This window comes from Pseudomonas sp. BIC9C (genome assembly GCF_034541995.1).
GTDB lineage: Bacteria > Pseudomonadota > Gammaproteobacteria > Pseudomonadales > Pseudomonadaceae > Aquipseudomonas > Aquipseudomonas fluorescens_CC.
Map to the genome: position 1 here is coordinate 599,228 of NZ_JAWDGM010000001.1, position 22,121 is coordinate 621,348.

23 protein-coding genes are annotated in these 22,121 nt (G+C 61.5%); 10 read left to right on the plus strand and 13 right to left on the minus strand.

What is annotated here, in order from left to right:
- The first annotated feature begins 147 nt into the window (after positions 1-147).
- The 8 genes from gcl to RS887_RS02985 all read left to right on the plus strand — a co-directional run bounded on the left by gcl (position 148) and on the right by RS887_RS02985 (position 9,798).
- A complete protein-coding gene (gene gcl, locus RS887_RS02945) occupies positions 148-1,923 on the plus strand; it encodes a glyoxylate carboligase (protein WP_007991778.1) in 1,776 nt (591 codons plus the stop codon).
- Between the two features lie 48 nt (positions 1,924-1,971).
- Positions 1,972-2,754 (plus strand): hydroxypyruvate isomerase, encoded by a 783-nt coding sequence (gene hyi, locus RS887_RS02950; protein ID WP_090453874.1) that lies wholly within the window; start codon positions 1,972-1,974, stop codon positions 2,752-2,754.
- Positions 2,755-2,936: 182 nt separating this feature from the next.
- Positions 2,937-3,830: a 2-hydroxy-3-oxopropionate reductase gene (locus RS887_RS02955; RefSeq protein ID WP_322614321.1), complete on the plus strand. Its 894-nt coding sequence runs from the start codon at positions 2,937-2,939 to the stop codon at positions 3,828-3,830.
- 158 nt (positions 3,831-3,988) lie between these two features.
- Positions 3,989-5,269 carry a glycerate kinase gene (locus tag RS887_RS02965; RefSeq protein ID WP_322614322.1) on the plus strand — a complete coding sequence of 427 codons (1,281 nt, stop codon included), beginning with the start codon at positions 3,989-3,991 and terminating at the stop codon, positions 5,267-5,269.
- On the plus strand, positions 5,259-6,674 hold the full coding sequence (gene pyk, locus RS887_RS02970) for a pyruvate kinase (RefSeq protein WP_007983282.1): 1,416 nt from the start codon (positions 5,259-5,261) through the stop codon (positions 6,672-6,674). Before RS887_RS02965 ends, pyk begins: the two co-directional genes overlap by 11 nt.
- Positions 6,675-6,820: 146 nt before the next feature.
- Positions 6,821-7,735, plus strand: coding sequence for an urea transporter (locus RS887_RS02975; RefSeq protein ID WP_322614323.1), 915 nt, complete (start codon positions 6,821-6,823; stop codon positions 7,733-7,735).
- A gap of 21 nt (positions 7,736-7,756) precedes the next feature.
- Positions 7,757-8,581 (plus strand): ion transporter, encoded by an 825-nt coding sequence (locus RS887_RS02980; RefSeq protein ID WP_322614324.1) that lies wholly within the window; start codon positions 7,757-7,759, stop codon positions 8,579-8,581.
- Positions 8,582-8,802: 221 nt separating this feature from the next.
- The gene (locus tag RS887_RS02985) at positions 8,803-9,798 is read left to right on the plus strand and encodes a sulfate ABC transporter substrate-binding protein (RefSeq protein WP_322614325.1); all 996 of its coding nucleotides are present in this window, start codon (positions 8,803-8,805) and stop codon (positions 9,796-9,798) included.
- Positions 9,799-9,919: 121 nt separating this feature from the next.
- Here the strand turns inward: RS887_RS02985 and RS887_RS02990 are convergent, their stop codons facing one another.
- Positions 9,920-10,363 carry a hypothetical protein gene (locus RS887_RS02990; RefSeq protein WP_322614326.1) on the minus strand — a complete coding sequence of 148 codons (444 nt, stop codon included), beginning with the start codon at positions 10,361-10,363 and terminating at the stop codon, positions 9,920-9,922.
- A gap of 326 nt (positions 10,364-10,689) precedes the next feature.
- Between RS887_RS02990 and RS887_RS02995 the strand changes: the two genes are divergently transcribed.
- Positions 10,690-11,895, plus strand: a complete 1,206-nt coding sequence (locus tag RS887_RS02995; protein WP_322614327.1) for an MFS transporter — start codon at positions 10,690-10,692, stop codon at positions 11,893-11,895.
- 89 nt (positions 11,896-11,984) lie between these two features.
- Complete coding sequence (locus tag RS887_RS03000) at positions 11,985-12,872, plus strand: LysR family transcriptional regulator (RefSeq protein ID WP_322614328.1); 888 nt, start codon at positions 11,985-11,987, stop codon at positions 12,870-12,872.
- Positions 12,873-12,886: 14 nt separating this feature from the next.
- Here the strand turns inward: RS887_RS03000 and phnN are convergent, their stop codons facing one another.
- The 12 genes from phnN to ccmA form a co-directional block, all read right to left on the minus strand.
- A complete protein-coding gene (phnN, locus tag RS887_RS03005) occupies positions 12,887-13,438 on the minus strand; it encodes a phosphonate metabolism protein/1,5-bisphosphokinase (PRPP-forming) PhnN (RefSeq protein ID WP_322614329.1) in 552 nt (183 codons plus the stop codon).
- 57 nt (positions 13,439-13,495) lie between these two features.
- Positions 13,496-13,708, minus strand: a complete 213-nt coding sequence (locus tag RS887_RS03010; RefSeq protein WP_322615282.1) for a hypothetical protein — start codon at positions 13,706-13,708, stop codon at positions 13,496-13,498.
- 892 nt (positions 13,709-14,600) lie between these two features.
- A complete protein-coding gene (locus tag RS887_RS03015; RefSeq protein ID WP_322614330.1) occupies positions 14,601-15,008 on the minus strand; it encodes a hypothetical protein in 408 nt (135 codons plus the stop codon).
- A gap of 15 nt (positions 15,009-15,023) precedes the next feature.
- A complete protein-coding gene (gene ccmI, locus RS887_RS03020) occupies positions 15,024-16,226 on the minus strand; it encodes a c-type cytochrome biogenesis protein CcmI (protein WP_322614331.1) in 1,203 nt (400 codons plus the stop codon).
- Positions 16,219-16,692, minus strand: a complete 474-nt coding sequence (locus RS887_RS03025) for a cytochrome c-type biogenesis protein (protein ID WP_103394764.1) — start codon at positions 16,690-16,692, stop codon at positions 16,219-16,221. The genes ccmI and RS887_RS03025 overlap by 8 nt, the downstream gene beginning before the upstream one ends.
- Positions 16,689-17,225, minus strand: a complete 537-nt coding sequence (locus RS887_RS03030; RefSeq protein WP_322614332.1) for a DsbE family thiol:disulfide interchange protein — start codon at positions 17,223-17,225, stop codon at positions 16,689-16,691. The genes RS887_RS03025 and RS887_RS03030 overlap by 4 nt, the downstream gene beginning before the upstream one ends.
- Positions 17,222-19,210 carry a heme lyase CcmF/NrfE family subunit gene (locus RS887_RS03035; protein ID WP_322614333.1) on the minus strand — a complete coding sequence of 663 codons (1,989 nt, stop codon included), beginning with the start codon at positions 19,208-19,210 and terminating at the stop codon, positions 17,222-17,224. Before RS887_RS03035 ends, RS887_RS03030 begins: the two co-directional genes overlap by 4 nt.
- 3 nt (positions 19,211-19,213) lie before the next feature.
- Complete coding sequence (gene ccmE / locus RS887_RS03040) at positions 19,214-19,669, minus strand: cytochrome c maturation protein CcmE (protein WP_008020317.1); 456 nt, start codon at positions 19,667-19,669, stop codon at positions 19,214-19,216.
- The gene (gene ccmD, locus RS887_RS03045) at positions 19,666-19,842 is read right to left on the minus strand and encodes a heme exporter protein CcmD (RefSeq protein ID WP_007980758.1); all 177 of its coding nucleotides are present in this window, start codon (positions 19,840-19,842) and stop codon (positions 19,666-19,668) included. The genes ccmE and ccmD overlap by 4 nt, the downstream gene beginning before the upstream one ends.
- Entirely contained in the window at positions 19,839-20,594 is a 756-nt protein-coding gene (locus RS887_RS03050) for a heme ABC transporter permease (RefSeq protein ID WP_085716984.1), read from the minus strand. The genes ccmD and RS887_RS03050 overlap by 4 nt, the downstream gene beginning before the upstream one ends.
- 91 nt (positions 20,595-20,685) lie before the next feature.
- A complete protein-coding gene (ccmB, locus tag RS887_RS03055; RefSeq protein ID WP_007980754.1) occupies positions 20,686-21,354 on the minus strand; it encodes a heme exporter protein CcmB in 669 nt (222 codons plus the stop codon).
- Positions 21,351-21,986, minus strand: coding sequence for a cytochrome c biogenesis heme-transporting ATPase CcmA (ccmA, locus tag RS887_RS03060; protein WP_322614334.1), 636 nt, complete (start codon positions 21,984-21,986; stop codon positions 21,351-21,353). Before ccmA ends, ccmB begins: the two co-directional genes overlap by 4 nt.
- Between the last annotated feature and the right edge of the window lie 135 nt (positions 21,987-22,121).

Genomic DNA, 22,121 nt, shown 5'->3' on the forward strand with positions numbered 1-22,121 from the left:
ACATGCGACGAAAAGCCACAGTAGATTGGGCTTCCGACGAATGAAACGAGCGCTTGAGAAAATGGATTGACCTGCGCCGTCCGCCGTGAATACACTCTGCGCAAAGCCACTTGTACACAATTACAAAACGTAAAGAGGCACAAAACCATGAGCAAAATGAGAGCAATCGAAGCCGCCGTTCTGGTGATGCGCCGTGAAGGGGTCGATACCGCTTTTGGCATCCCGGGTGCCGCCATCAACCCGCTGTACTCCGCCCTGCAAAAGGTCGGCGGCATCGATCACGTACTCGCTCGCCACGTTGAAGGCGCCTCGCACATGGCCGAGGGCTACACCCGCACCAAGGCCGGCAACATCGGCGTGTGCATCGGCACTTCCGGCCCTGCCGGTACCGACATGGTCACCGGGCTCTACAGCGCCTCGGCCGACTCGATCCCAATCCTCTGCATTACCGGCCAGGCACCCCGCGCCCGTATGCACAAGGAAGACTTCCAGGCTGTCGACATCACCAGCATCGTCAAGCCGGTGACCAAGTGGGCAACCACCGTTCTGGAACCGGGCCAGGTGCCTTACGCGTTCCAGAAGGCTTTCTATGAAATGCGCTCCGGCCGTCCAGGCCCGGTGCTGATCGACCTGCCATTCGACGTGCAGATGGCCGAAATCGAATTCGACATCGACGCGTACCAGCCACTGCCGCTGGCCAAGCCGAGTGCTACCCGCGTCCAGGTTGAAAAAGCGCTGGCCATGCTGGATCAGGCCGAGCGTCCATTGCTGGTGGCCGGTGGCGGTATCATCAACGCCGACGCCAGTGACCTGCTGGTGGAGTTCGCCGAGCTGACCGGTATTCCGGTGATCCCGACCCTGATGGGCTGGGGCACCATTCCGGACGATCACCCGCTGATGGTGGGCATGGTCGGCTTGCAGACTTCGCACCGCTACGGCAACGCGACCATGCTCAAATCCGACGTAGTTCTGGGCGTGGGCAACCGTTGGGCCAACCGTCACACCGGTTCGGTCGATGTGTACACCGAAGGCCGCAAGTTCATTCACGTTGATATCGAACCGACCCAGATCGGCCGCGTGTTCACCCCGGACCTGGGCATCGTATCCGACGCCGCAGCCGCGCTGACCGTGTTCATCGAGGTCGCTCGCGAATGGCAAGCCGCCGGCAAACTGAAGAACCGCAGCGCCTGGCTGCAGGACTGCCAGCAGCGTAAAGCCAGCCTGCAGCGCAAGACTCACTTCGACAACGTGCCGGTCAAGCCGCAACGGGTCTACGAAGAAATGAACCAGGTGTTCGGCAAAGACACCTGCTACGTCAGCACCATCGGTCTGTCGCAGATCGCCGGCGCGCAGTTCCTGCACGTCTACAAGCCGCGTCACTGGATCAACTGCGGTCAGGCAGGCCCGTTGGGCTGGACCATTCCGGCAGCGCTGGGTGTGGTCAAGGCCGATCCGAACCGTAAAGTCGTGGCCCTGTCGGGGGACTATGACTTCCAGTTCATGATCGAAGAATTGGCGGTCGGCGCGCAGTTCAAGCTGCCGTACATTCATGTTGTGGTGAACAACTCGTACCTGGGCCTGATCCGTCAGGCACAGCGCGGTTTCGACATGGACTACTGCGTGCAGCTGTCCTTCGACAACCTCAACGCCCCGGAACTCAACGGATATGGTGTGGACCACGTCGCAGTTGCCGAAGGCCTCGGTTGCAAGGCACTGCGTGTGTTCGAACCGGCTCAGATCCAGCCTGCCCTGCGCAAGGCTCAGGAACTGATCGAAGAGTTCAAGGTTCCAGTGATCGTCGAGATTATTCTGGAGCGCGTGACCAACATTTCCATGGGTACCGAGATCAACGCCGTCAACGAATTCGAAGACCTGGCGCTGGTCGGCGACGACGCACCGACTGCGATTTCGTTGCTTGATTGATAGCTGACCGCTCCCACAGGGGACCTCAAACACATACGGGAGATCACCATGCCGCGTTTCGCAGCCAACCTGTCCATGCTGTTCACCGAACAGGACTTCCTTGCCCGTTTCGAAGCGGCCGCCAAAGCCGGCTTCAGTGGTGTCGAATACCTGTTCCCGTACGACTTCAGCTCTGCCGAAATCAAGGCCCAGCTCGACGCCAACGGTCTGACCCAAGTGCTGTTCAACCTGCCGGCCGGTGACTGGGCCAAGGGCGAACGCGGCATCGCGTGCCTGCCGGATCGGGTTGAAGAGTTCCGTGCCGGGGTCGATCTGGCCATCGCTTACGCACAAGTGCTGGGCAACACCCAGGTCAACTGCCTGGCCGGCATTCGTCCGCAGGGCTTTGACGATGCCACCGTGGAGAAAACCTTCGTCGCCAACCTCAAGTACGCGGCCGACAAGCTGCAAGCGGCGGGTATCAAACTGGTGATGGAAGCGATCAACACCCGTGACATTCCAGGCTTCTACCTGAACAACACGGCGCAAGCCCTGTCGATTCGCGAGCAGGTCGGCAGCGCCAACCTGTTCCTGCAATACGACATCTATCACATGCAAATCATGGAAGGCGATCTGGCCCGCACCCTGCAATCGCACCTGGGCGAGATCAACCATGTGCAGCTCGCGGACAACCCGGGGCGCAACGAACCAGGTACCGGTGAAATCAACTACCGCTTCCTGTTCGAACACCTGGACCGCATCGGTTATCAGGGCTGGGTCGGTTGCGAATACAAGCCGCTGACCACCACTGAAGCCGGTCTGGGCTGGCTGAAAACCCATAACGCTATCTGAACGAACAACACAAAACCCTGTGGGAGCGGGCTTGCCCGCGATGGCGGCAGCACAGATACAAATATGTTGCCTGACCCACCGCCATCGCTGGCAAGTCGAATCGTCGCACCGCAGCTCCCACAATGAATCTGCTGCGTCTCTAAGACTGCATTGCAGCATCGGAATAAAACGAGGATTTTCTCATGGCTAAAATTGGATTTATCGGCACCGGCATCATGGGCCACCCAATGGCGTTGAACCTGCAGAAAGCCGGTCACAGCCTGTTCCTGTCGGCGCACCACGACCCCGCCCCTGCCGACCTGGTTGCCGGTGGCGCCGTCGCTCTGGCGAACCCGAAGGAAGTTGCCCAGGAAGCCGAATTCATCATCGTCATGGTGCCGGATACCCCGCAGGTCGATGACGTGCTGTTCCGCGCCGACGGCGTTGCGGCCGGTGTTGGCAAAGGCAAAGTGGTGATCGACATGAGCTCGATCTCGCCGACCGCCACCAAGGCTTTCGCAGCGAAAATCAACGAAAAAGGCGCGCAATACCTCGACGCCCCGGTCTCCGGCGGTGAAGTCGGTGCCAAGGCTGCGACCCTGAGCATCATGGTCGGCGGCGATGCCGACGCCTTCGAACGCGCCCTGCCGCTGTTCCAGGCCATGGGCAAGAACATCACCCTGGTGGGTGGCAACGGCGACGGTCAAACCGCCAAAGTGGCCAACCAGATCATCGTGGCCCTGAACATCCAGGCCGTGGCTGAAGCCCTGCTGTTCGCTTCGAAAAACGGTGCCGATCCAGCCAAGGTGCGTGAAGCACTGATGGGCGGTTTCGCTTCCTCGAAGATCCTCGAAGTGCACGGCGAGCGCATGATCAAGGGCACCTTCGATCCAGGCTTCCGCATCAGCCTGCACCAGAAGGACCTGAACCTGGCCCTGCAAGGCGCCAAGGAGCTGAACATCAACCTGCCGAACACCGCCAACACCCAGCAAGTGTTCAGCACCTGCGCGGCCATCGGTGGCAGCAACTGGGACCACTCGGCGCTGATCAAGGGCCTGGAACACATGGCGAACTTCTCGATTCGCGACAAGAAGTAAGCCCTGCCCCAAACCGCATCAAACCTGTGGGAGCGGGCTTGCTCGCGAAGAGGGAGTGTCAGTCGACATGGATACTGACTGAACCACCGCTTTCGCGAGCAAGCCCGCTCCCACAGGACCCGCGACAAACCCAATAACAAGAATTCCGGGAGCCCGCCATGTCGGTCGATCCGCAACAATTGCTGCGCGAGCTGTTTGCCACAGCCATCGACGCGGCGCATCCGCAACAAGTGCTCGAAGCCCATTTGCCTGCCGACCGCAGCGGTCGCGTGATCGTCATTGGTGCTGGCAAAGCCGCAGCCGCCATGGCCCAGGTGGTGGAACGCTGCTGGCAGGGTGAAGTGTCCGGCCTGGTGGTGACCCGTTACGGTCACGGCGCCCCTTGCGAAAAAATCGAAGTGGTCGAAGCCGCGCATCCGGTACCGGACGCTGCCGGCCTGGCCGTGGCCAAGCGTGTGCTGGAACTGGTCAGCGATCTCAGCGAAAACGATCGCGTGATCTTCCTGCTCTCCGGTGGCGGCTCTGCCCTGCTGGCACTGCCGGCCGAAGGCATCACCCTGGCCGACAAGCAGTCGATCAACAAAGCCTTGCTCAAGTCCGGTGCCACCATCGGCGAGATGAACTGTGTGCGCAAGCACCTCTCGGCGATCAAAGGCGGCCGCCTGGGCAAAGCCTGCTGGCCCGCCACGGTTTACACCTATGCGATTTCCGATGTACCGGGCGACCTCGCCACGGTCATCGCCTCCGGCCCTACCGTGGCCGACCCGAGCACGTCGGCCGAAGCGCTGGCGATCCTCAAACGCTACGCCATCGAGGTGCCGGCCTCGGTGCGCAACTGGCTGCTAAGCCCCGAATCGGAAACCGTCAAACCCGGTGACCCGAGCCTGGCGCGCAGTCATTTCCAGTTGATCGCCCGCCCGCAGCAATCCCTTGAAGCGGCGGCGGTGAAATGCCGACAGGCCGGGTTCAGTCCGCTGATCCTCGGCGACCTGGAAGGCGAATCTCGCGAGGTGGCAAAAGTCCATGCCGGCATCGCGCGGCAGATCGTCCTGCACGGTCAGCCGCTGGCGGCGCCCTGCGTGATTCTCTCGGGCGGTGAAACCACCGTCACCGTGCGCGGCAATGGCCGTGGCGGGCGCAACGCCGAATTCCTGCTGAGCCTGACCGACAGCCTCAAGGGCCTGCCCGGCGTCTACGCGCTGGCCGGTGACACCGACGGCATCGACGGTTCGGAAGACAACGCCGGCGCGATCATGACCCCGGACAGCTACGCCCGCGCCGCGGCAAAGGGCCTGAGCGCCAGCGACGAGTTGGACAACAACAATGGCTACGGCTACTTCGAGGCACTCGACGCCCTGATCGTCACCGAGCCGACCCGTACCAACGTCAACGACTTCCGCGCAATCCTGATCCTTGAGAGCACTAAACATGACGCCTGACAAAAAGGTCAAAATCCTCGCCACCCTGGGACCTGCCATCGACGGCATCGACGACATCCGTGAGCTGGTGCTGGCCGGGGTCAACATCTTCCGCCTGAACTTCAGCCATGGCGATCACGCCGACCACGCCCAGCGTTTTCAGTGGATTCGTGAAGTCGAGCGCCAGCTGAATTATCCATTGGGCATTCTGATGGACCTGCAAGGCCCGAAACTGCGGGTCGGCAAGTTCGCCGAAGGCAAGGTGCAACTGGTCCGCGGCCAGGCCTTGCGCCTGGACCTCGATGCCACGCCAGGCGATGAGCGCCGGGTCAACCTGCCACACCCGGAAATCATCGCCGCGCTGGAGCCAGGCATGGACCTGCTGCTGGACGACGGCAAGTTGCGTCTGCGGGTCGTGACCAAGTACGCCGACGCCATCGACACCACCGTGCTCAATGGCGGCGAACTGTCGGACCGCAAAGGCGTGAATGTGCCGCAAGCGGTGCTCGACCTGAGCCCGCTGACCGCCAAGGACCGCCGCGACTTGACCTTCGGTCTGGAGCTGGGTGTGGACTGGGTGGCGCTGTCGTTCGTACAACGTCCCGATGACATCCGCGAAGCCCGTACACTGATCGGCGACAAGGCCTTCCTGATGGCCAAGATCGAGAAGCCCTCGGCCGTCGAACAACTGCGCGAGATCGCCGAACTGAGCGATGCGATCATGGTCGCCCGCGGTGACCTGGGTGTGGAAGTGCCGGCCGAAAGCGTGCCGCAGATTCAGAAGAACATCATCAGCACCTGCCGCCAGCTCGGCAAACCGGTGGTGGTGGCGACCCAGATGCTGGAATCGATGCGCTTCTCACCGGCGCCCACCCGCGCCGAAGTCACCGATGTGGCCAACGCCGTAGCCGAAGGTGCGGACGCGGTGATGCTGTCGGCGGAAACCGCGTCCGGCGAATACCCGCTCGAAGCCGTGCAGATGATGAGCAAGATCATCCGCCAGGTGGAAAACGGTCCGGACTATCAGACTCAACTCGATGTCAGCCGACCGAAAGCCGAGGCGACGGTTTCCGACGCGATCAGCTGCGCCATTCGCCGCATCAGCAACGTGCTGCCGGTGGCAGTGCTGGTGAACTACAGCGAGTCCGGCGCATCGAGCCTGCGTGCGGCGCGGGAGCGGCCGACGGTGCCGATCCTCAACCTGACGCCGAACCTGCAGACCGCCCGTCGCCTGAGCGTGGCGTGGGGTGTGCACTCGGTGGTCAACGACCGCCTGCGTCAGGTCGATGAAGTCTGCTCGACGGCACTGGAGATTGCCCAGGCCCAGGGCATGGCGCAGCGTGGCGACACGTTATTGATCACCGCCGGTGTGCCCTTTGGGCAGCCGGGATCGACTAACTCTTTGCGTATCGAGACATTGATCTAGCGCCCATACCGGCCTCATCGCGAGCAAGCTCGCTCCCACAGTTGATTTGTGTACGGCACAAATACAATGACTGAGCAAAGACTCAATGTGGGAGCGAGCTTGCTCGCGATGCGGGCAACCCGGTCCCACTGACTTTCAGAACTGCCATGCCTGCCAACCATTTCAACACCCACTGCCCTGACTGGGCCGAAGCGTTGCTCAACGGCTTCAGCCAGATCTTTCTCCAGCGCAATCCGCTGTGCGGCCTGCTGTGCCTGCTGGCCATTCTGTTCACGGCGCCTGCCTTGCTCGGCGGCGCCTTGCTCGGCGGTGTCGCCGGGCTGCTCACCGCGCAACGTCGCAACTATGCCAAGGCTGATCGTCAGGCCGGACTGTTCAGCTACAACGGTGTTCTGCTCGGCCTGTTGCTGAGCCTGTATTTCCCCTGGTCGGCAATGATGCCGCTGCTGATTCTGGCCGCCGGTGGCCTGAGCGCGATGATCACCCAGCAGTGGCTCAAGCGCGTCCGGGTCAGCCAATACCTGCCTGCCTATACGGCGCCCTTCGTCGGGTTGGGCTGGTTGCTGCTGTGCTTCGCCACGCCCTCGACACAAGCGCACTTGATCGAAGTCAGCACGCTGAACATGCTCGCCGCCCCCCTCAAGGGCCTCGGCCAGGTCATGTTCCTCGGTCATCCTCTGGCCGGTGCGATGATTGCCGCCGGTTTGCTGATCGCCGATCGCCGCGCCTTCGGCTGGGCGTTGCTGGCGTCTGTCGCGGGCATGGGCTGGAGCCTGCTGCACCACGACTTCTACAGTGCATTGCTCGGTCTGGGTGGCTATAACGCCGTACTCGCCGCCCTCGCCTTCAGCTCGCAGCGTCGCCAACCCTGGCTGCCGCTGGTTGGCATCGGCCTGGCGCTGGCGCTGACACCGGTGTTTGCCGCCATCGGTCTGCCCACGCTGACCGCGCCGTTCATTCTTGCCTGCTGGCTGATTCGCAGCGTTGTGCAAATGCTCGGCAAAGCCACCGTCGAAAGCGCGCCTTGCGCTAACGGGGAGAATCAACCTAGGCTGCGCTGATTTGCGGCCAAGGCGATGTGCATGATCAGCAACGACACGTGGCGTAATCGCCTGTACGTGATTATTTTCCAGACCGACACCGTCGCCGGGCGACGCTTCGACACCAGCCTGCTGCTGATCATCTTCGCCAGCCTGGTGGTGGTGATTCTGGACAGCATCGATGACGTCCACCAGCACTACGCCAGCCTGCTGGCGTTCATCGAGTGGGGCTTCACGGTGATCTTCCTCGGCGAGTACATCCTGCGCCTGTACTGTTCGCCCAAGCCCCTGCGCTATGCCTTCAGTTTCTATGGTCTGGTGGACCTGCTGGCCATCGTGCCCGGCATCCTCGCGCTGTACTACAGCGATGCCCAGTACCTACTGATCATCCGGGTGATCCGGATGTTGCGGATCTTCCGCGTGCTCAAGCTCGGCCCCTACCTCAAGCAAGCCCATTACCTGCTCGATGCCCTGCGCGGCAGCAAGCAGAAAATCCTCGTGTTCCTGCTCAGTGTCTGCACCCTGGTGACGGTGTTCGGCACCCTGATGTACGTGGTCGAAGGCCCGCAACATGGCTTCACCAGCATTCCCAAGGGTATTTACTGGGCGATCGTCACCCTCACCACCGTCGGTTACGGCGACATCGTGCCCAAGACCGCGCTGGGCCAGGTCATCTCGTCGATGGTGATGATCACCGGTTACTCGATCATTGCCGTGCCCACCGGGATCTTCACCGCCGAACTGGCCACGGCCATGCGAGGCAGCCAGTTGCAGCACGACTGCCCGGTGTGTGCGAAAAACAGCCACGAACAAGAAGCATCGTTCTGCTCCCGTTGCGGCAATGCACTGTTCAAAAAACTGGAATAAGCAAAGAGCTTTTTAATATTTAAAGGACTAAAAGTGCCCGGTTATAGTCGCTGGCAAAATCGTATCGACCGCACCACTCGTAGGAGCGAGTTCACTCGCGAAAAACGCCAGGACAACGCGGGCACTCAGACAGCCCGCGTCATCGTTAGCGTCCATCGCGAGCAGGCTCGCTCCTACAGTGTTGGTGCGGCGACTCCTACACAAAGAACAAGGACTGCGCAGTGAAAAAACTCTTTGGCGCCTCACTTCTCGCCGTTGGCCTGGCCCTGGGCAGCATCGCTCAGGCTGCACCGACCCTGCTCAACGTTTCCTACGACGTGATGCGCGATTTCTACAAGGACTACAACACTGCGTTCCAGAAACACTGGCAAGCCGAGCACAACGAAAACATCACCCTGCAAATGTCCTTCGGTGGTTCCAGCAAACAGGCGCGTTCGGTCATCGACGGTTTGCCGGCTGACGTGATCACCATGAACATGGCCACCGACATCAACGCCCTGGCGGACAACGGCAAACTGGTCCCGGACAACTGGGTCACGCGCCTGCCGGACAACAGCGCGCCGTTCACCTCGGCCACCGTGTTCATCGTGCGCAAGGGCAACCCGAAAGCCCTGAAGGACTGGCCGGATCTGCTCAAGGACGGCGTTCAGGTCGTCGTCCCGAACCCGAAGACCTCCGGTAACGGTCGCTACACCTACCTCTCGGCCTGGGGCTACGTGTTGAAAAACGGCGGCGACGAGAACAAGGCGAAGGAATTCGTCGGCAAACTGTTCAAACAAGCGCCAGTACTCGATACCGGTGGCCGTGCCGCCACCACCACCTTCATGACCAACCAGATCGGCGACGTGCTGGTGACCTTCGAGAACGAAGCGGAAATGATCGCCCGCGAGTTCGGCCGTGATCAGTTCGAAGTCATCTACCCAAGCGTCTCCGCCGAAGCCGAGCCACCGGTGTCGGTGGTCGACAAATCGGTCGACAAGAAAGGCACCCGCGCCGCCGCCGAGGAATACCTGAAGTACCTGTGGTCGCCGGAAGGCCAGGAAATCGCCGCAGCCAACTACCTGCGCCCGCGTGACCCGGCCGTGCTGGCCAAGTACACCGACCGCTTCCCGAAAGTGGACTTCCTGTCCGTCGAGAAGACCTTCGGTGACTGGCGCACCGTGCAGAAGACCCACTTCAATGATGGTGGAGTTTTCGACCAGATTTATGCGCAATAAACACTTGTAGGAGCGAGCTTGCTCGCGATGGACGTCAACGATAATGCGTTTTTTCTGAATAAACGCGTTGACCGTGACTCCATCGCGAGCAAGCTCGCTCCTACAGTGTTCCGTGTATGTTTCAGCTCAGGTTGCCGCAGAAAATAGCCTGGTGACCATCGGCCGGGCTTTCACGCACCACCAGGGCATAGCCACCGGCTCGAAGGGTCTCGACGGCGACCGGTGCGCTTTTCCAGAAATACTGGTGCGACGCCGCCGAATAGAACCGTGCATTCGGTCCGTCGTTCATGTCATAGACCGGCTTCGCCCCCAGGTTCGCGCAACTGCCCGGGTAGATGTAAGCCATTAAACGACCCGGTAACGCACTGCCCATTGGCACGCCACTGACTGCAAACCAGAACACGGTGTCATGCCCACTGGGCATCATGATCGGCCGGCCGATATTCCCGACATTGGCCGAGGTGCCGTTCAGGGGAACGTTGGTGACTTGGCTGTCCGGCACTGTCGAACATCCACAGAGCCCGCCGACTGCTACGACAAACGCCAGCGAAGATACGATTTTCATCGTGATACTCCCGCTTGTAAGGACACATTGAAGTGATCCCCCCTGTAGATTCTAGCTACCGGGGCTCTGCGGTTTTTTCTTCGGATGGCCGGTTGCCACGTGTCGGCTACGGGACGTGCAAGGAGAACATAAGCACGCTATCGAACAGCATGTAAGTAAATGTATCATTTACCCTCGATGTTCCAACGCAAGGCACTTCGGCGGACGACACACGCGTCCGTCAGTCATTCCGCAATGGAATGATTGCTATCACTCCAATCCCACTTCCGCCGTTTCAGTCAGCCCATTAGCCTGTGCGCATTCCTTTCCGTACAGCGAGACCCGTTATGAACCCAGCGACCCAGGTGCCCCACGGCACCGCGACAATGACCCGAGGCATGGTGCTGCTGTTCGCCTTCTGCTGCGGCGCCATTGTCGCCAACATCTACTACGCCCAGCCGATCATCGGCCTGATCGCTCCGGACATCGGCCTGACCAATGCCATGGCCAGCCTGATCGTTTCCCTGACTCAGATCGGCTATGCGCTGGGACTGTTTTTCCTGGTGCCGCTGGGGGATCTGTTGGAGAACCGCCGGTTGATGATCATCACCACGCTGGTGGCGATTGTCAGCCTGCTGGGTGCGGGATTCACCGATCAGCCGAACGTGTTCTTGCTGATTTCGTTGTTGGTGGGGTTCAGTTCGGTTTCGGTGCAAATCCTGATTCCGTTGGCCGCGCACCTGGCGCCGGAAGAAACACGTGGTCGTGTGGTTGGCGCAATCATGGGTGGTTTGTTGCTCGGCATCCTGCTGGCCCGACCGGTGTCCAGTGTGGTGGCCGATCACTTCGGCTGGCGGGCGATGTTTGTGATTGCCGCGGTGTTGATGGCGGCCATCAGCATCGTGCTGGCGATGACCATTCCCAAGCGTGAACCTGATCACAGCGCGTCCTATGGCCAATTGCTGGGCTCGCTGTGGACGCTGTTGCGCAAGCAGCCGGTGCTGCGCCAGCGTGCGTTTTATCAGGGGTGCATGTTTGCCACCTTCAGCCTGTTCTGGACCGCCGTGCCGCTGGAGCTGGCGCGCAATCACGGATTGTCGCAAAGCGAGATCGCGATTTTCGCGCTGGTGGGAGCCATCGGCGCCATTGCCGCCCCGATCGCCGGACGCCTGGCCGATGCCGGTCACACCCGTATCGCGTCATTGCTGGCCCTGCTGTTCGCCAGCCTGAGTTTCGTGCCGGCGTTCATCCATCCGGCCTACAGCGTCATCGGCCTGGCCGTGACCGGCGTGGTGCTCGACTTCTGCGTGCAGATGAACATGGTCCTCGGCCAGCGTGCGGTCTACGCCCTCGACGGCAAAAGCCGCAGCCGCCTGAATGCGCTGTACATGACCAGCATTTTCATCGGCGGCGCCTTCGGCTCTTCGGTGGCCAGCGCGGTGTACGAACACGGTGGCTGGTTGTGGATCGTGATCGTCGGCAGTGCGTTTCCGCTGCTGGCATTGCTGCGATTCCTGAGTGTTTCGCAGAAGGTTTCGCTGGCGACGGCATAAGCCTCAAAACCCGGTCGGATCGCCGCCCGGAGCAGCCTCGCTCCCACAGTGGATCCGCAGTGTTTTTCAGAACAGTACAAGGACTCTGGATGGACCGCCTCGGCGCAATGGAAACCTTCGTCTACGTGGTGGAAACCGGCTCGTTTTCCGCCGCCGCACGGCGCCTGAACATCGGCCAGCCGGCCGTGTCGAAAACCATCGCGCAACTCGAATCGCGGTTGGCGGTGCGGCTATTGCTGCGTTCGACCCGGGGGCTGACGCCCACCGAAGCCGGGCTGGCCTTTTTCGAACGGGCCAAGCGTGCCATCGAAGAAGCCGACGAGGCCGACAACGCCGCTCGCGGTTCCGCCAGTGGGCTGAGTGGCAACCTGCGTATCTGCGCGGCTGTCACTTTCGGGCGGCTGCATATCGTCCCGCACCTGGGCCCCTTCCTGGAGCAAAATCCGGAGTTGAACATCGACCTGATGCTCGATGATCGCAACCTCAACCTGGTGGAAGAAGGCGTCGACATCGCCCTGCGCATGGGCCCCCTGAGCGACTCGGGCCTGACCGCGCGCAAGATCGCCGAATGCCGGCGCATGGTACTGGGCACACCGGCGTACTTCGCAAAACACGGCGAACCCACCTGCCCCGCCGACCTGTGCAAGCACCAGGCAATCGTCTACACCCTTGGTGGCGGCACCAGTTGGCCATTCAACAAGGCCGGCGAGGAGCAATCGGTCATCGCCAGCGGCCGGATCCGCGTCAACGCCGCCGAAGGCCTGCGTGAGGCCGTGCTGGCCCACCAAGGGTTGACCATGGCCTCGCAATGGATGTTTGCGCCGGAACTGGCCGACGGCTCGGTGCGGGAAGTGATGCAGGACTGGACACTGCCGAACCTGGATTTGTGGGCGGTTTTCCCCACGGGGAGAATGGCCAGCGCCAAGGCTCGGGCGTTCGTCGAGTATGTGCAGGGGGTGTTGGCCAGGAAGGCCTGACAGGCAGCCGGGGGTTACTCGTCAATACAGACCAGCAACCGCTCGACCGTTTGCTCAAGCGGCCCGGAGTTGTCGAGCAAGTGCACGGCCGGGTCCTCCACCAGCAGTTGCTCGCTGAATCGGGCATTGCGTGCCAACCGCTGATCGATTTCGCTCACCGATTCCCGCCCGCGCTCCAGCAAGCGCTGGCGCAGTACTGCCTGATCCACAGTCAACAACAGCACCAACGCATTCGGATAGCGCAGGCGCGTATTCTGCAAATGCCCCCGAGAGCCGTTGACCAGTACGTCCTGCCCGGCAGCCAGCCAATCGTCGATTTCCCGCGGGATGCCATAGGACAACCCGTTGGCGTGCCAGCTCAGGGCAAATGCGCCTTGGGCCTCCATATCGGCGAATTCCTGTGCACCGACGCCCAGCGCCGCCTCGCCCACGGCTTCCGCCGAACGCGTGATGACCCGCCGCACGACGCGGCAGCCGCGTTCGGCCAACCGTGTTCGCGCAGCATCCAGCAGGCTGTCCTTGCCCGAACCTGAAGGCCCGATGAGATAGATCAACCTGCCTGCCATCAAACCAACCTCTTCATTTGTCACCCTGTTTGCCGGATCCACGGCAGACCGTCCTGATCACGTTTGCACCAGGTCAGCCCGCAGGCCCGGCGTATGATCCATCACCGACACCGGTTGCACCAGCGGGTTTTCCAACGGATCACGGTATAGGTTGAGGGTGTTCGGATGATACAGCTCGCAGCGCGGGTCCATCCGACGTCGGGGGCTGTGGGTGCGTGGTTTGCCCTTGATGGCTATGTGTTGGGCTACGTGTTTTTTACTGGTGTACATATCCGGTTTTGCGGTAACGGCGGCTTATGGTTCCGCCCTTACGGCGGGTTACTTGGAAAAGCCCCAAGTAACCAAGGGCTCTTGCCCCTGACGTTCGGTGCCTCGCCAAGGCTCGGCATTCCCTTGCTCCGGTCCTGCTCCGTGGGCCGCCGCGATCGGCCATCCATGGCCGTACGCGGCTAACCCGGCATCCATGCCGGGTTGCCCACTGCGCAGAACCGGAACGAAGCCTCTCGAGGGGGCAAGAAGATCAAAAGCCAAAGCGAGGCGGCCTGCTGGCCGGCCTGATCGAAATTGAACGCGTTTCCCTGTAGGAGCGAGCCTGCTCGCGAAAAACGCCGGGACAACGCGGGTATTCAGGCCGCACGCGTTATCGTTGACGTCCATCGCGAGCAGGCTCGCTCCTACAGAAGAGCAGAGCAAAGGCAGATTGGCGTACCCCCACGCTCCTCACCACTCAACAGGCCGAGCGTTAGCTCGCCTGCCGCTCTTGATCTTGATCCACCCGCCCCCTCGGCAGGCTGAGTGGAGGCGTTCATCCGGGGATGGGCGCGCAGCGCCGTTCGACGCAGTCGAACCCATTGCATGTAGGTCGAGCGCAGCCGACCGGAGGGCAATGCCCCCGGAGGAATGCCGGAGCGAAGGAACCCCGAGCCTTGGCGAGGGGCCGGACGTTCGGGGCGAGACCTTTGGTTCCTTTGGGGCGTTTGCCAAAGGGACTCGCCGTAAGGGCGAAACCGCCAGCCGCCAATACCGCAGCAACGGATATGTCCACAATCAACAAAGACAAGCCGCCTTCGCGAGCAAGCCCGCTCCCACAAGGTTCAGCAGTGCCCTGACAATCACATTTCAGCAGGCACAAAAAAGGCGACCCGAAAGTCGCCTTGGTCCGTTACTGCCCGAATTGCCGCCCCAGTCCACCCGGCACTCCGTGAATATCAGTCTCCTCCCACGGCCCCTTCGGACTGATCGACCGACTCCAGCCGTTATCCCAGCGATAGTAGGTACGCTGGCGATAGAAGGTATTGGGCTGATCATCCAGCACATAGACCCCAAGTTTCGGATCCCAATGGCTGTTGCCCCCCGGTGGCGGCGCGAAGCTGGCCGAGGTACGTGGCAGCGGTTTTGCGGGCTTGGCCGGCGTGGTTGGCTTGACCGGCACCGTCGACGGCACTGGCTTGATACCCGGCTGCGACGGCGGGATCGGCGGTGGTACCTCATGCTCCGCTGGTCGCTGGACCGCACAAGCGCTTAACCCCATAACGACGCTGAGCAGGGTGATACGAGCGAATGCGGTCATGATTGCGTTTTCCTGTTATTTATCCGGGCTGTCGATGGTCAATGTTTGCGGCGCGGTGGTGCTGCTGGCCAGGGGCTGGCTGCGACCGATCCATTCGCCAGCGGTAGGTTTGCCGGCACGGGAAATACGCGCAACCAGTTGGACTTCAGGGAAGTTCGACAGTTTCAATTGCGGCATCATCGCGTCGGCATCACCCAGTTCGACGGTCACCGGCAGGTCGGCCACGGTCATGCGCTTGACCGCCAGCGGGGCCGGAGGACCGGAGATCGCACGGGCGAAAATGAACACGCTGTCGCCAGGCTGAACCTTGGTCTTGAGGTCCGCTGCCAGATCGACGCTGACCTTGAGCAACGCCGAGGCCTTGGCCGCCGGTGCTTGCGCCACCTTGCCGCCACTGGCCACCAGCTTCTCCGTGGCCCGGATAATCCCGCCCTGTAACGCCTCGCGGGATTTGTCGTCCGGCGGCAATTGCGCCAGCAGGCGATTCCAGTATTCGATGGCGTCCTGATAACGCTCGCCCTCAAACGCGGCGATGCCGAGCAAGCCGAGACTGGTGACTTCCTTCGGATCGGCCTTGAGCGCTTCGTCGGTCAGGGCCTGGACCTTGTCCGACCACTTTTTGCCATCGGCGAAGTACTGGGCCTGGGCCCATTGACCGAGCAGCTCGGGCTGACGACCGGCCAGGTTCACCGTGCGCTCGAACATCTTCGCCGCATCCGCCGGGCGATCCTGAGCCATGTAGGTACGACCGAGGAAGTACGTGCCTTCGGCGGAATCCGGTTGAGCGGCGACGGCACGCTCCAGGCGCTGGGTCATCTCCTCCATCGTCCTGGGTGCCTGGGAGAATTCACGGGTCAGTTCGACCTTGTCGCTGGCACCGTAATGCATATACAGCCCCAGCCCCAGCACCGGCACCAGAATGGCCGCCAGCAACGGCAAGGGTTTGCCCAGACGCGATACCTGCGGCGCTTCGACACCTTCGGTGTCCGCCAGCAACTCACGGGCGGCTTCGGCGCGACCGGCGTCCATTTGCGCCGCATCGAGCACGCCCTCTTCCTGCTGAACCTGCAATTCAGCCACGCGCTCCTGATAAAGCGCCACGTTCAGGGCGGTACGATCCTCTTCACGCTGGGCGCGACGGCTGCGCAGCACCGGGATCAACAGAAAACTCAGGGCAACCAGAAGCAGCAGACCTGCAGCGAGCCAGAAATCAATCATTCTTGGTTTTATCCAACAGGTGGTCGAGGCGCGAGCGCTCCTCGGCAGAAAGCGAGCCCGGGGTGTCGGCACGTTGCACGCGACGACGGCGGACGATCACCGCGATGATCACCACACCGCCCAGCAACAAGCCGGCGGGGCCGAACCAGAGCAAGGCGGTCTTGGCATTCAGGGCCGGTTTGTAGCGGACGAAATCACCGTAGCGGTCGACCATGAAGTCGATGATCTGCTGGTTGTCCTTGCCCTCGCCAAGCATGCGGAAAATCTCTTTGCGCAGGTCGGCGGCAATCGGTGCGTTGGAATCGGCGATGTCCTGATTCTGGCACTTGGGGCAACGCAACTCTTTGGTCAGCTCACGAAAACGCTCACGATCGCCTTCTTTGGCGAACTCGTAGGTGTCGATGGCCGCGTGGGCCACGCCCGCCAGGCTCAGGCCCAGAACGGCGGCAGCGATCCAGCGCTTCATGGCTTGGCCTCGTCGACCAGCGCCTGGTACTTGGCCGCCAGTTTTTCGCGCCAGACCTGCTCGTCGATCACACCGACGAACTTGTCACGGATGACACCCTTGGCGTCGATGAAGAAGGTTTCCGGTGCGCCGTATACACCGAGGTTCAGGCCCAGCGAGCCTTGGTCGTCACGGATATCCAGCGCATAGGGGTTATGAAAGTCCGCCAGCCACTTCAAGGCATCGGCGTTGGTGTCCTTGTAGTTGATGCCGTAGATCACCACGCCCTGTTGGGCCAGCTTGTTCAACACCGGGTGCTCGACCCTGCAGGAAATGCACCAGGTGCCCCAGACGTTGACCAGCGCCGGTTTGCCGAGGATGTCAGCGCGGGTCAAGGTCTTGTCGCCCTGCACCGCCGGCAGGGAAAACTCCGGGAACGGCTTGTTGATCATCGCCGAGGGCAACTCGGCCGGATCGAGGTACAACCCGCGGTAAAGAAACACAGCAACCACCAGAAAGATCACCAGTGGCAACAACATCAACCAACGCTTCATGCAGTGGCTCCCGACATGCCCAGTGCTTCGCGCACGCGGCTTTTTACCTTGACCCGATAACGCCGATCCAGCGCCGCCAGCAACCCGCCGAAACCGGTCAGCAAACCACCGAACCAGATCCAGCGCACGAACGGCTTGACGTGCACGCGCACGGCCCAGGCACCGTTACCCAGCGGTTCGCCGAGGGCGACGTAGAGGTCGCGGGTGAACCCGGCGTCGATGCCGGCTTCGGTCATCACCGAGTTCTGCACGGTGTACAGGCGTTTTTCCGGATGCAACACGCTGACTTCCTTGCCGTTGCGGATCACCCGGACGGTACCCTTGTCGGAAGTAAAGTTCGGGCCTTCGAAGTGCTTGGCGCCTTCGAAGATAAAGTGGTAACCGGCCAGGTCCATGGACTCGCCCGGCGCCAGGCGCAGGTCACGTTCGGCACTATTCTGGCTCGACAGCACGACACCCAGCGCACACACCGCAATGCCCAGGTGCGCGATCTGCATGCCCCAGTAGCTGCGGGTCAGGGTCGGCAGGCCTTTGATCAGCCCTTTGTGGCGGGTCTTGTCGAAGATGTCACGCGCGCCGGCCAGCAGCACCCAGGCGGCGAGCATGAAGGTGGCGAGCACTGCCCAGTTGAAATCGCCGTACGCGACGCCGGCCACCACGGCCATGGCGGCGCTGCCCAGCAAGACCGGCGTCAGCATGCTCGCCAGCCATTTCACCGGGGTGTCCTTCCAGCGCACGATCACGCCGACCGCCATCACCACCATCAGCAACGCCATCAACGGAATGAACAGCGCGTTGAAGTATGGCGGGCCAACCGACAGCTTGGCGCCGGTCATGGCGTCCAGAATCAGCGGGTACAAGGTGCCGAGCAGAATCATCGACGCCGCCACCACCAGCACCAGGTTGTTGCCCAGCAACAGCGTTTCCCGGGACCAGAGGTTGAAGCCCACCTGGCTCTTGACCACCGGCGCGCGCAGGGCGAACAGCGTCAATGAACCACCGACCACGAACAGCAGGAAAATCAGGATGAACACCCCGCGTTCCGGATCGGACGCAAAAGCGTGCACCGAGGTCAGCACGCCGGAACGCACGAGGAAGGTCCCCAGCAGGCTCAGCGAAAACGCAGCGATGGCCAGCAGCACGGTCCAGCTCTTGAACACGCCACGTTTTTCCGTGACCGCCAACGAGTGAATCAGTGCGGTGCCCACCAGCCATGGCATGAACGAGGCGTTTTCCACCGGGTCCCAGAACCACCAGCCGCCCCAGCCGAGTTCGTAGTACGCCCACCACGACCCCAAGGTAATGCCAATGCCGAGAAACGCCCAGGCCACGATGGTCCACGGACGCGACCAGCGCGCCCACGCGGCATCCAGGCGACCGCCCATCAGCGCGGCAATGGCGAACGCGAAGGCCACCGAGAAGCCGACGTAGCCCATGTACAGCATCGGCGGGTGCACGATCAGGCCGATGTCTTGCAGCAACGGGTTGAGGTCGGCACCGTCGCCGGGCACCTGCGGCAGGATGCGTTTGAACGGGTTGGAGGTCATGATCAGGAACAGCAGGAAACCGGTGCTGATCATGCCCATCACCGCCAGCACGCGGGCCAGCATGACCTGCGGCAACTGCCGGGAAAACACTGACACCGCGAAGGTCCAGCCGCCGAGAATCAAGGCCCACAACAGCAAGGAACCTTCGTGGGCGCCCCACACGGCGCTGAACTTGTAGTACCACGGCAACGCGCTGTTGGAGTTGTTGGCCACATAGGCCACGGAGAAGTCATCGACCATGAAGGCGTAGGTCAGGCAACCGAAGGCAAACACCAGAAAGGTGAACTGCCCCCACGCGGCCGGCTGGGCCAGGCTCATCCACAGGCGATCATTGCGCCACGCACCGAGCAGCGGCACCACGGCCTGGGCCAGGGCGAAGCACAGGGCCAGGATCATCGCCAGATGACCCAGTTCGGGAATAAAGATGCCGGATGTCATGGATCAACCCTCCTTCGCGGGCGTTGGAGCCGATTGACCGCTGTCTTTCAACGCCTTGGTCACTTCCGGCGGCATGTACTTCTCATCGTGCTTGGCCAGCACTTCATCGGCCACCACCACGCCATCGGCATTGAGCTTGCCCAGGGCGACGATGCCCTGCCCTTCGCGGAACAGGTCCGGAAGGATGCCGCGATAGGTGATGGTCACGGATTTGTTGAAGTCGGTGACAACGAACTTCACGTCCAGGGAATCGCTGGAACGCTCCAGCGAGCCTTTCTCGACCATGCCGCCAGCGCGAATGCGCGTGTCCAGCGGAGCTTCGCCGTTGGCGATCTGGGTCGGTGTGTAAAACAGATTGATGTTTTGCTGCAGGGCGCTCAGGGCCAGGCCGACGGCAGCGCCGACCCCGACCAGGATCGCGAGAATGATGATAAGACGCTTTTTGCGCAGCGGATTCACTTGCCGTTCTCCCGGCGCAAACGACGCGCCTCTTGTTGCAGATACCGCTTGCGGGCCAGGATCGGCGCCGCCACGTTGAGGGCCAGTACCGCCAGGCAAATGCCATAGGCTGACCAGACATACAGGCCATGATGACCCATGGCGATGAAGTCGCCGAATGAAGCAAAACTCATCGAGCGACCTCCAGGCTGTTTTCCACTTCGGCCTTGACCCAACTGGCCCGGGCTTCGCGCTTGAGCACTTCCAGACGCATGCGCAGCAGCAACACCGCGCCGAAGAAACAGTAGAAGCCCAACACCGTCAGCAGCAATGGCAGCCACATTTCGGCGGGCATCGCCGGTTTTTCGGTGAGGGTGAAGGTCGCCCCCTGGTGCAGGGTGTTCCACCACTCCACGGAGTACTTGATGATCGGGATGTTGATCACGCCGACGATCGCCAGCACCGCGCAGGCCTTGGCCGCGCTGTCACGATTGCTGATCGCGTTGCCCAGCGCAATGAGACCGAAGTACAGGAACAGCAGAATCAACATGGACGTAAGGCGTGCATCCCAGACCCACCACGAGCCCCAGGTCGGCTTGCCCCAGATCGCGCCGGTGACCAGCGCCACGGCGGTCATCCACGCGCCGATGGGCGCCGCACATTGCAGGGCGACGTCGGCCAGTTTCATTTTCCACACCAGCCCGACGATACCGCACACGGCCAGCATCACATAGATGGACTGCGCCAGCATGGCGGCCGGAACGTGGATATAGATGATGCGAAAGCTGTTGCCCTGCTGATAGTCCGGCGGCGCGAAGGCCAGGCCCCAGACCACGCCAACGCTGATCAGCAGCAACGCCGCGATGCTCAGCCAGGGCAGCATTTTGCCGCTGATGCCGTAAAACCATTTGGGCGAGCCGAGCTTGTGAAACCACGTCCAGTTCATACTGTTTCCATCACGGTTGCTCTTTACTGTGAAGAGCCAGGGTCTGCCTTTTTAAAACCAAAAGCGGTCAAAAAATAACCAGACCTCATTATTATTCGCCGACGCTGATCTTCAGGCCAGCAGCTATTGCAAAAGGTGTCAGAGTTATCGCCAGGGCGGTCAGGCTGCCAAGCCACAGGAGATAACCGGTCGCCGGCATGCCCTGCAAGGCCGCCTGCAAGGCACCACTGCCCAGGATCAATACCGGGATGTACAGCGGCAGAATCAGCAGTGCCAGCAACAGGCCGCCGCGCTTCAAACCCACCGTCAGTGCCGCACCCACCGCACCGAGCAGGCTCAGTACCGGTGTACCTAGCAGCAACGAAAGCAGCAACACCGGCAGACAGGCGGCAGGCAAACCGAGCATCAGCGCCAGCAAAGGTGCGAGCAAAACCAGTGCCAGGCCGGAAAAAGCCCAGTGTGCCAGCACTTTGGCCAAAACCAGAAGAGCCAGGGGGTGCGGCGAAAGGACCCACTGTTCAAGGGATCCGTCTTCGAAATCACTGCGGAAAAGCCCGTCCAGCGAGAGCAGGACCGATAAAAGTGCCGCGACCCAGACCAACCCCGGAGACAAGGTTTGCAACAATTGAGACTCAGGTCCGACTGCCAACGGGAACAAGGAAACGACGATGGCGAAAAACACCAGCGGATTCGCCAGCTCTGCGGGACGGCGGAACAGCAGACGGGCCTCACGGGCGACCAACAGGCCAAAAACACTCATACGGCCCAATTCCCCAGATCGATGTCGCGATAAGCGGCCGGCATCCGGCTCAGCGTGTGGTGGGTGGTCAACACCACCATGCCGCCACGTTCGCAGTGAGCGGCCAGATGTTCTTCGAGTTGTGCCACGCCCTGCTTGTCGAGGGCGGTAAAGGGCTCGTCGAGGATCCACAGCGGCGGGCTGTCCAGATACAAACGCGCCAGTGCGACGAGGCGCCGCTGGCCAGCGGACAGGGTGTGGCAGGGAACATCTTCGAAACCGCGCAATCCGACCGCCGCCAGGGCTTGCCAGATCGCTTCATGGGAGGCCGGTTGATGCAAGGCGCAGAGCCAGCTCAGGTTCTCTTCCGGTGTCAGCAAATCCTTGATTCCCGCCGCATGGCCGATCCACAGCAGGTTGCGCGCCAGCTCAGTGCGCTGCTCATCAAGGGGCTTGCCATTGAGCAGCACTTGACCGGCGGTCGGGTGCATCAAACCTGAAAGCAGGCGCAACAGACTGGTCTTGCCACTGCCGTTGGGGCCGCTGATTTGCACCATTTCGCCACTGGCCAGTCTCAAATCGAGATTTTCGAAGAGCAGCCGAAGGTCTCGCTCACAGGCAAGGGCAACGGTTTGCAGGACTGGACTGGTCAAGGGTTCACGGGCCTTATACGGTTCAAGTCGGCACTGGCGCGGCCGTTAAAGAGATGCAGCATAGATGCAATGACGTCTTGTTCTAGAGAGCTGCGTCAAACAATTGCAAAATTTTCGCCATTTTTGGATACAACG

Excerpts from the sequence above, each read along its gene's own strand:
- RS887_RS03050 (WP_085716984.1), bottom strand. The coding sequence starts at position 20,594 with ATGAACTGGACGTGGTTTCACAAGCTCGGCTCGCCCAAATGGTTTTAC.
- RS887_RS03025 (WP_103394764.1), bottom strand. The coding sequence starts at position 16,692 with ATGAAGCGCTGGATCGCTGCCGCCGTTCTGGGCCTGAGCCTGGCGGGC.
- RS887_RS02990 (WP_322614326.1), bottom strand. The coding sequence starts at position 10,363 with ATGAAAATCGTATCTTCGCTGGCGTTTGTCGTAGCAGTCGGCGGGCTC.
- pyk (WP_007983282.1), top strand. The coding sequence starts at position 5,259 with ATGACGCCTGACAAAAAGGTCAAAATCCTCGCCACCCTGGGACCTGCC.
- gcl (WP_007991778.1), top strand. The coding sequence starts at position 148 with ATGAGCAAAATGAGAGCAATCGAAGCCGCCGTTCTGGTGATGCGCCGT.
- RS887_RS02980 (WP_322614324.1), top strand. The coding sequence starts at position 7,757 with ATGATCAGCAACGACACGTGGCGTAATCGCCTGTACGTGATTATTTTC.
- RS887_RS03015 (WP_322614330.1), bottom strand. The coding sequence starts at position 15,008 with ATGACCGCATTCGCTCGTATCACCCTGCTCAGCGTCGTTATGGGGTTA.
- ccmI (WP_322614331.1), bottom strand. The coding sequence starts at position 16,226 with ATGATTGATTTCTGGCTCGCTGCAGGTCTGCTGCTTCTGGTTGCCCTG.
- RS887_RS02965 (WP_322614322.1), top strand. The coding sequence starts at position 3,989 with ATGTCGGTCGATCCGCAACAATTGCTGCGCGAGCTGTTTGCCACAGCC.
- RS887_RS02975 (WP_322614323.1), top strand. The coding sequence starts at position 6,821 with ATGCCTGCCAACCATTTCAACACCCACTGCCCTGACTGGGCCGAAGCG.
- RS887_RS03000 (WP_322614328.1), top strand. The coding sequence starts at position 11,985 with ATGGACCGCCTCGGCGCAATGGAAACCTTCGTCTACGTGGTGGAAACC.
- hyi (WP_090453874.1), top strand. The coding sequence starts at position 1,972 with ATGCCGCGTTTCGCAGCCAACCTGTCCATGCTGTTCACCGAACAGGAC.
- ccmD (WP_007980758.1), bottom strand. The coding sequence starts at position 19,842 with ATGAGTTTTGCTTCATTCGGCGACTTCATCGCCATGGGTCATCATGGC.
- phnN (WP_322614329.1), bottom strand. The coding sequence starts at position 13,438 with ATGGCAGGCAGGTTGATCTATCTCATCGGGCCTTCAGGTTCGGGCAAG.
- ccmB (WP_007980754.1), bottom strand. The coding sequence starts at position 21,354 with ATGAGTGTTTTTGGCCTGTTGGTCGCCCGTGAGGCCCGTCTGCTGTTC.
- RS887_RS03010 (WP_322615282.1), bottom strand. The coding sequence starts at position 13,708 with ATGTACACCAGTAAAAAACACGTAGCCCAACACATAGCCATCAAGGGC.
- RS887_RS03030 (WP_322614332.1), bottom strand. The coding sequence starts at position 17,225 with ATGAAGCGTTGGTTGATGTTGTTGCCACTGGTGATCTTTCTGGTGGTT.
- RS887_RS02955 (WP_322614321.1), top strand. The coding sequence starts at position 2,937 with ATGGCTAAAATTGGATTTATCGGCACCGGCATCATGGGCCACCCAATG.
- RS887_RS03035 (WP_322614333.1), bottom strand. The coding sequence starts at position 19,210 with ATGACATCCGGCATCTTTATTCCCGAACTGGGTCATCTGGCGATGATC.
- RS887_RS02995 (WP_322614327.1), top strand. The coding sequence starts at position 10,690 with ATGAACCCAGCGACCCAGGTGCCCCACGGCACCGCGACAATGACCCGA.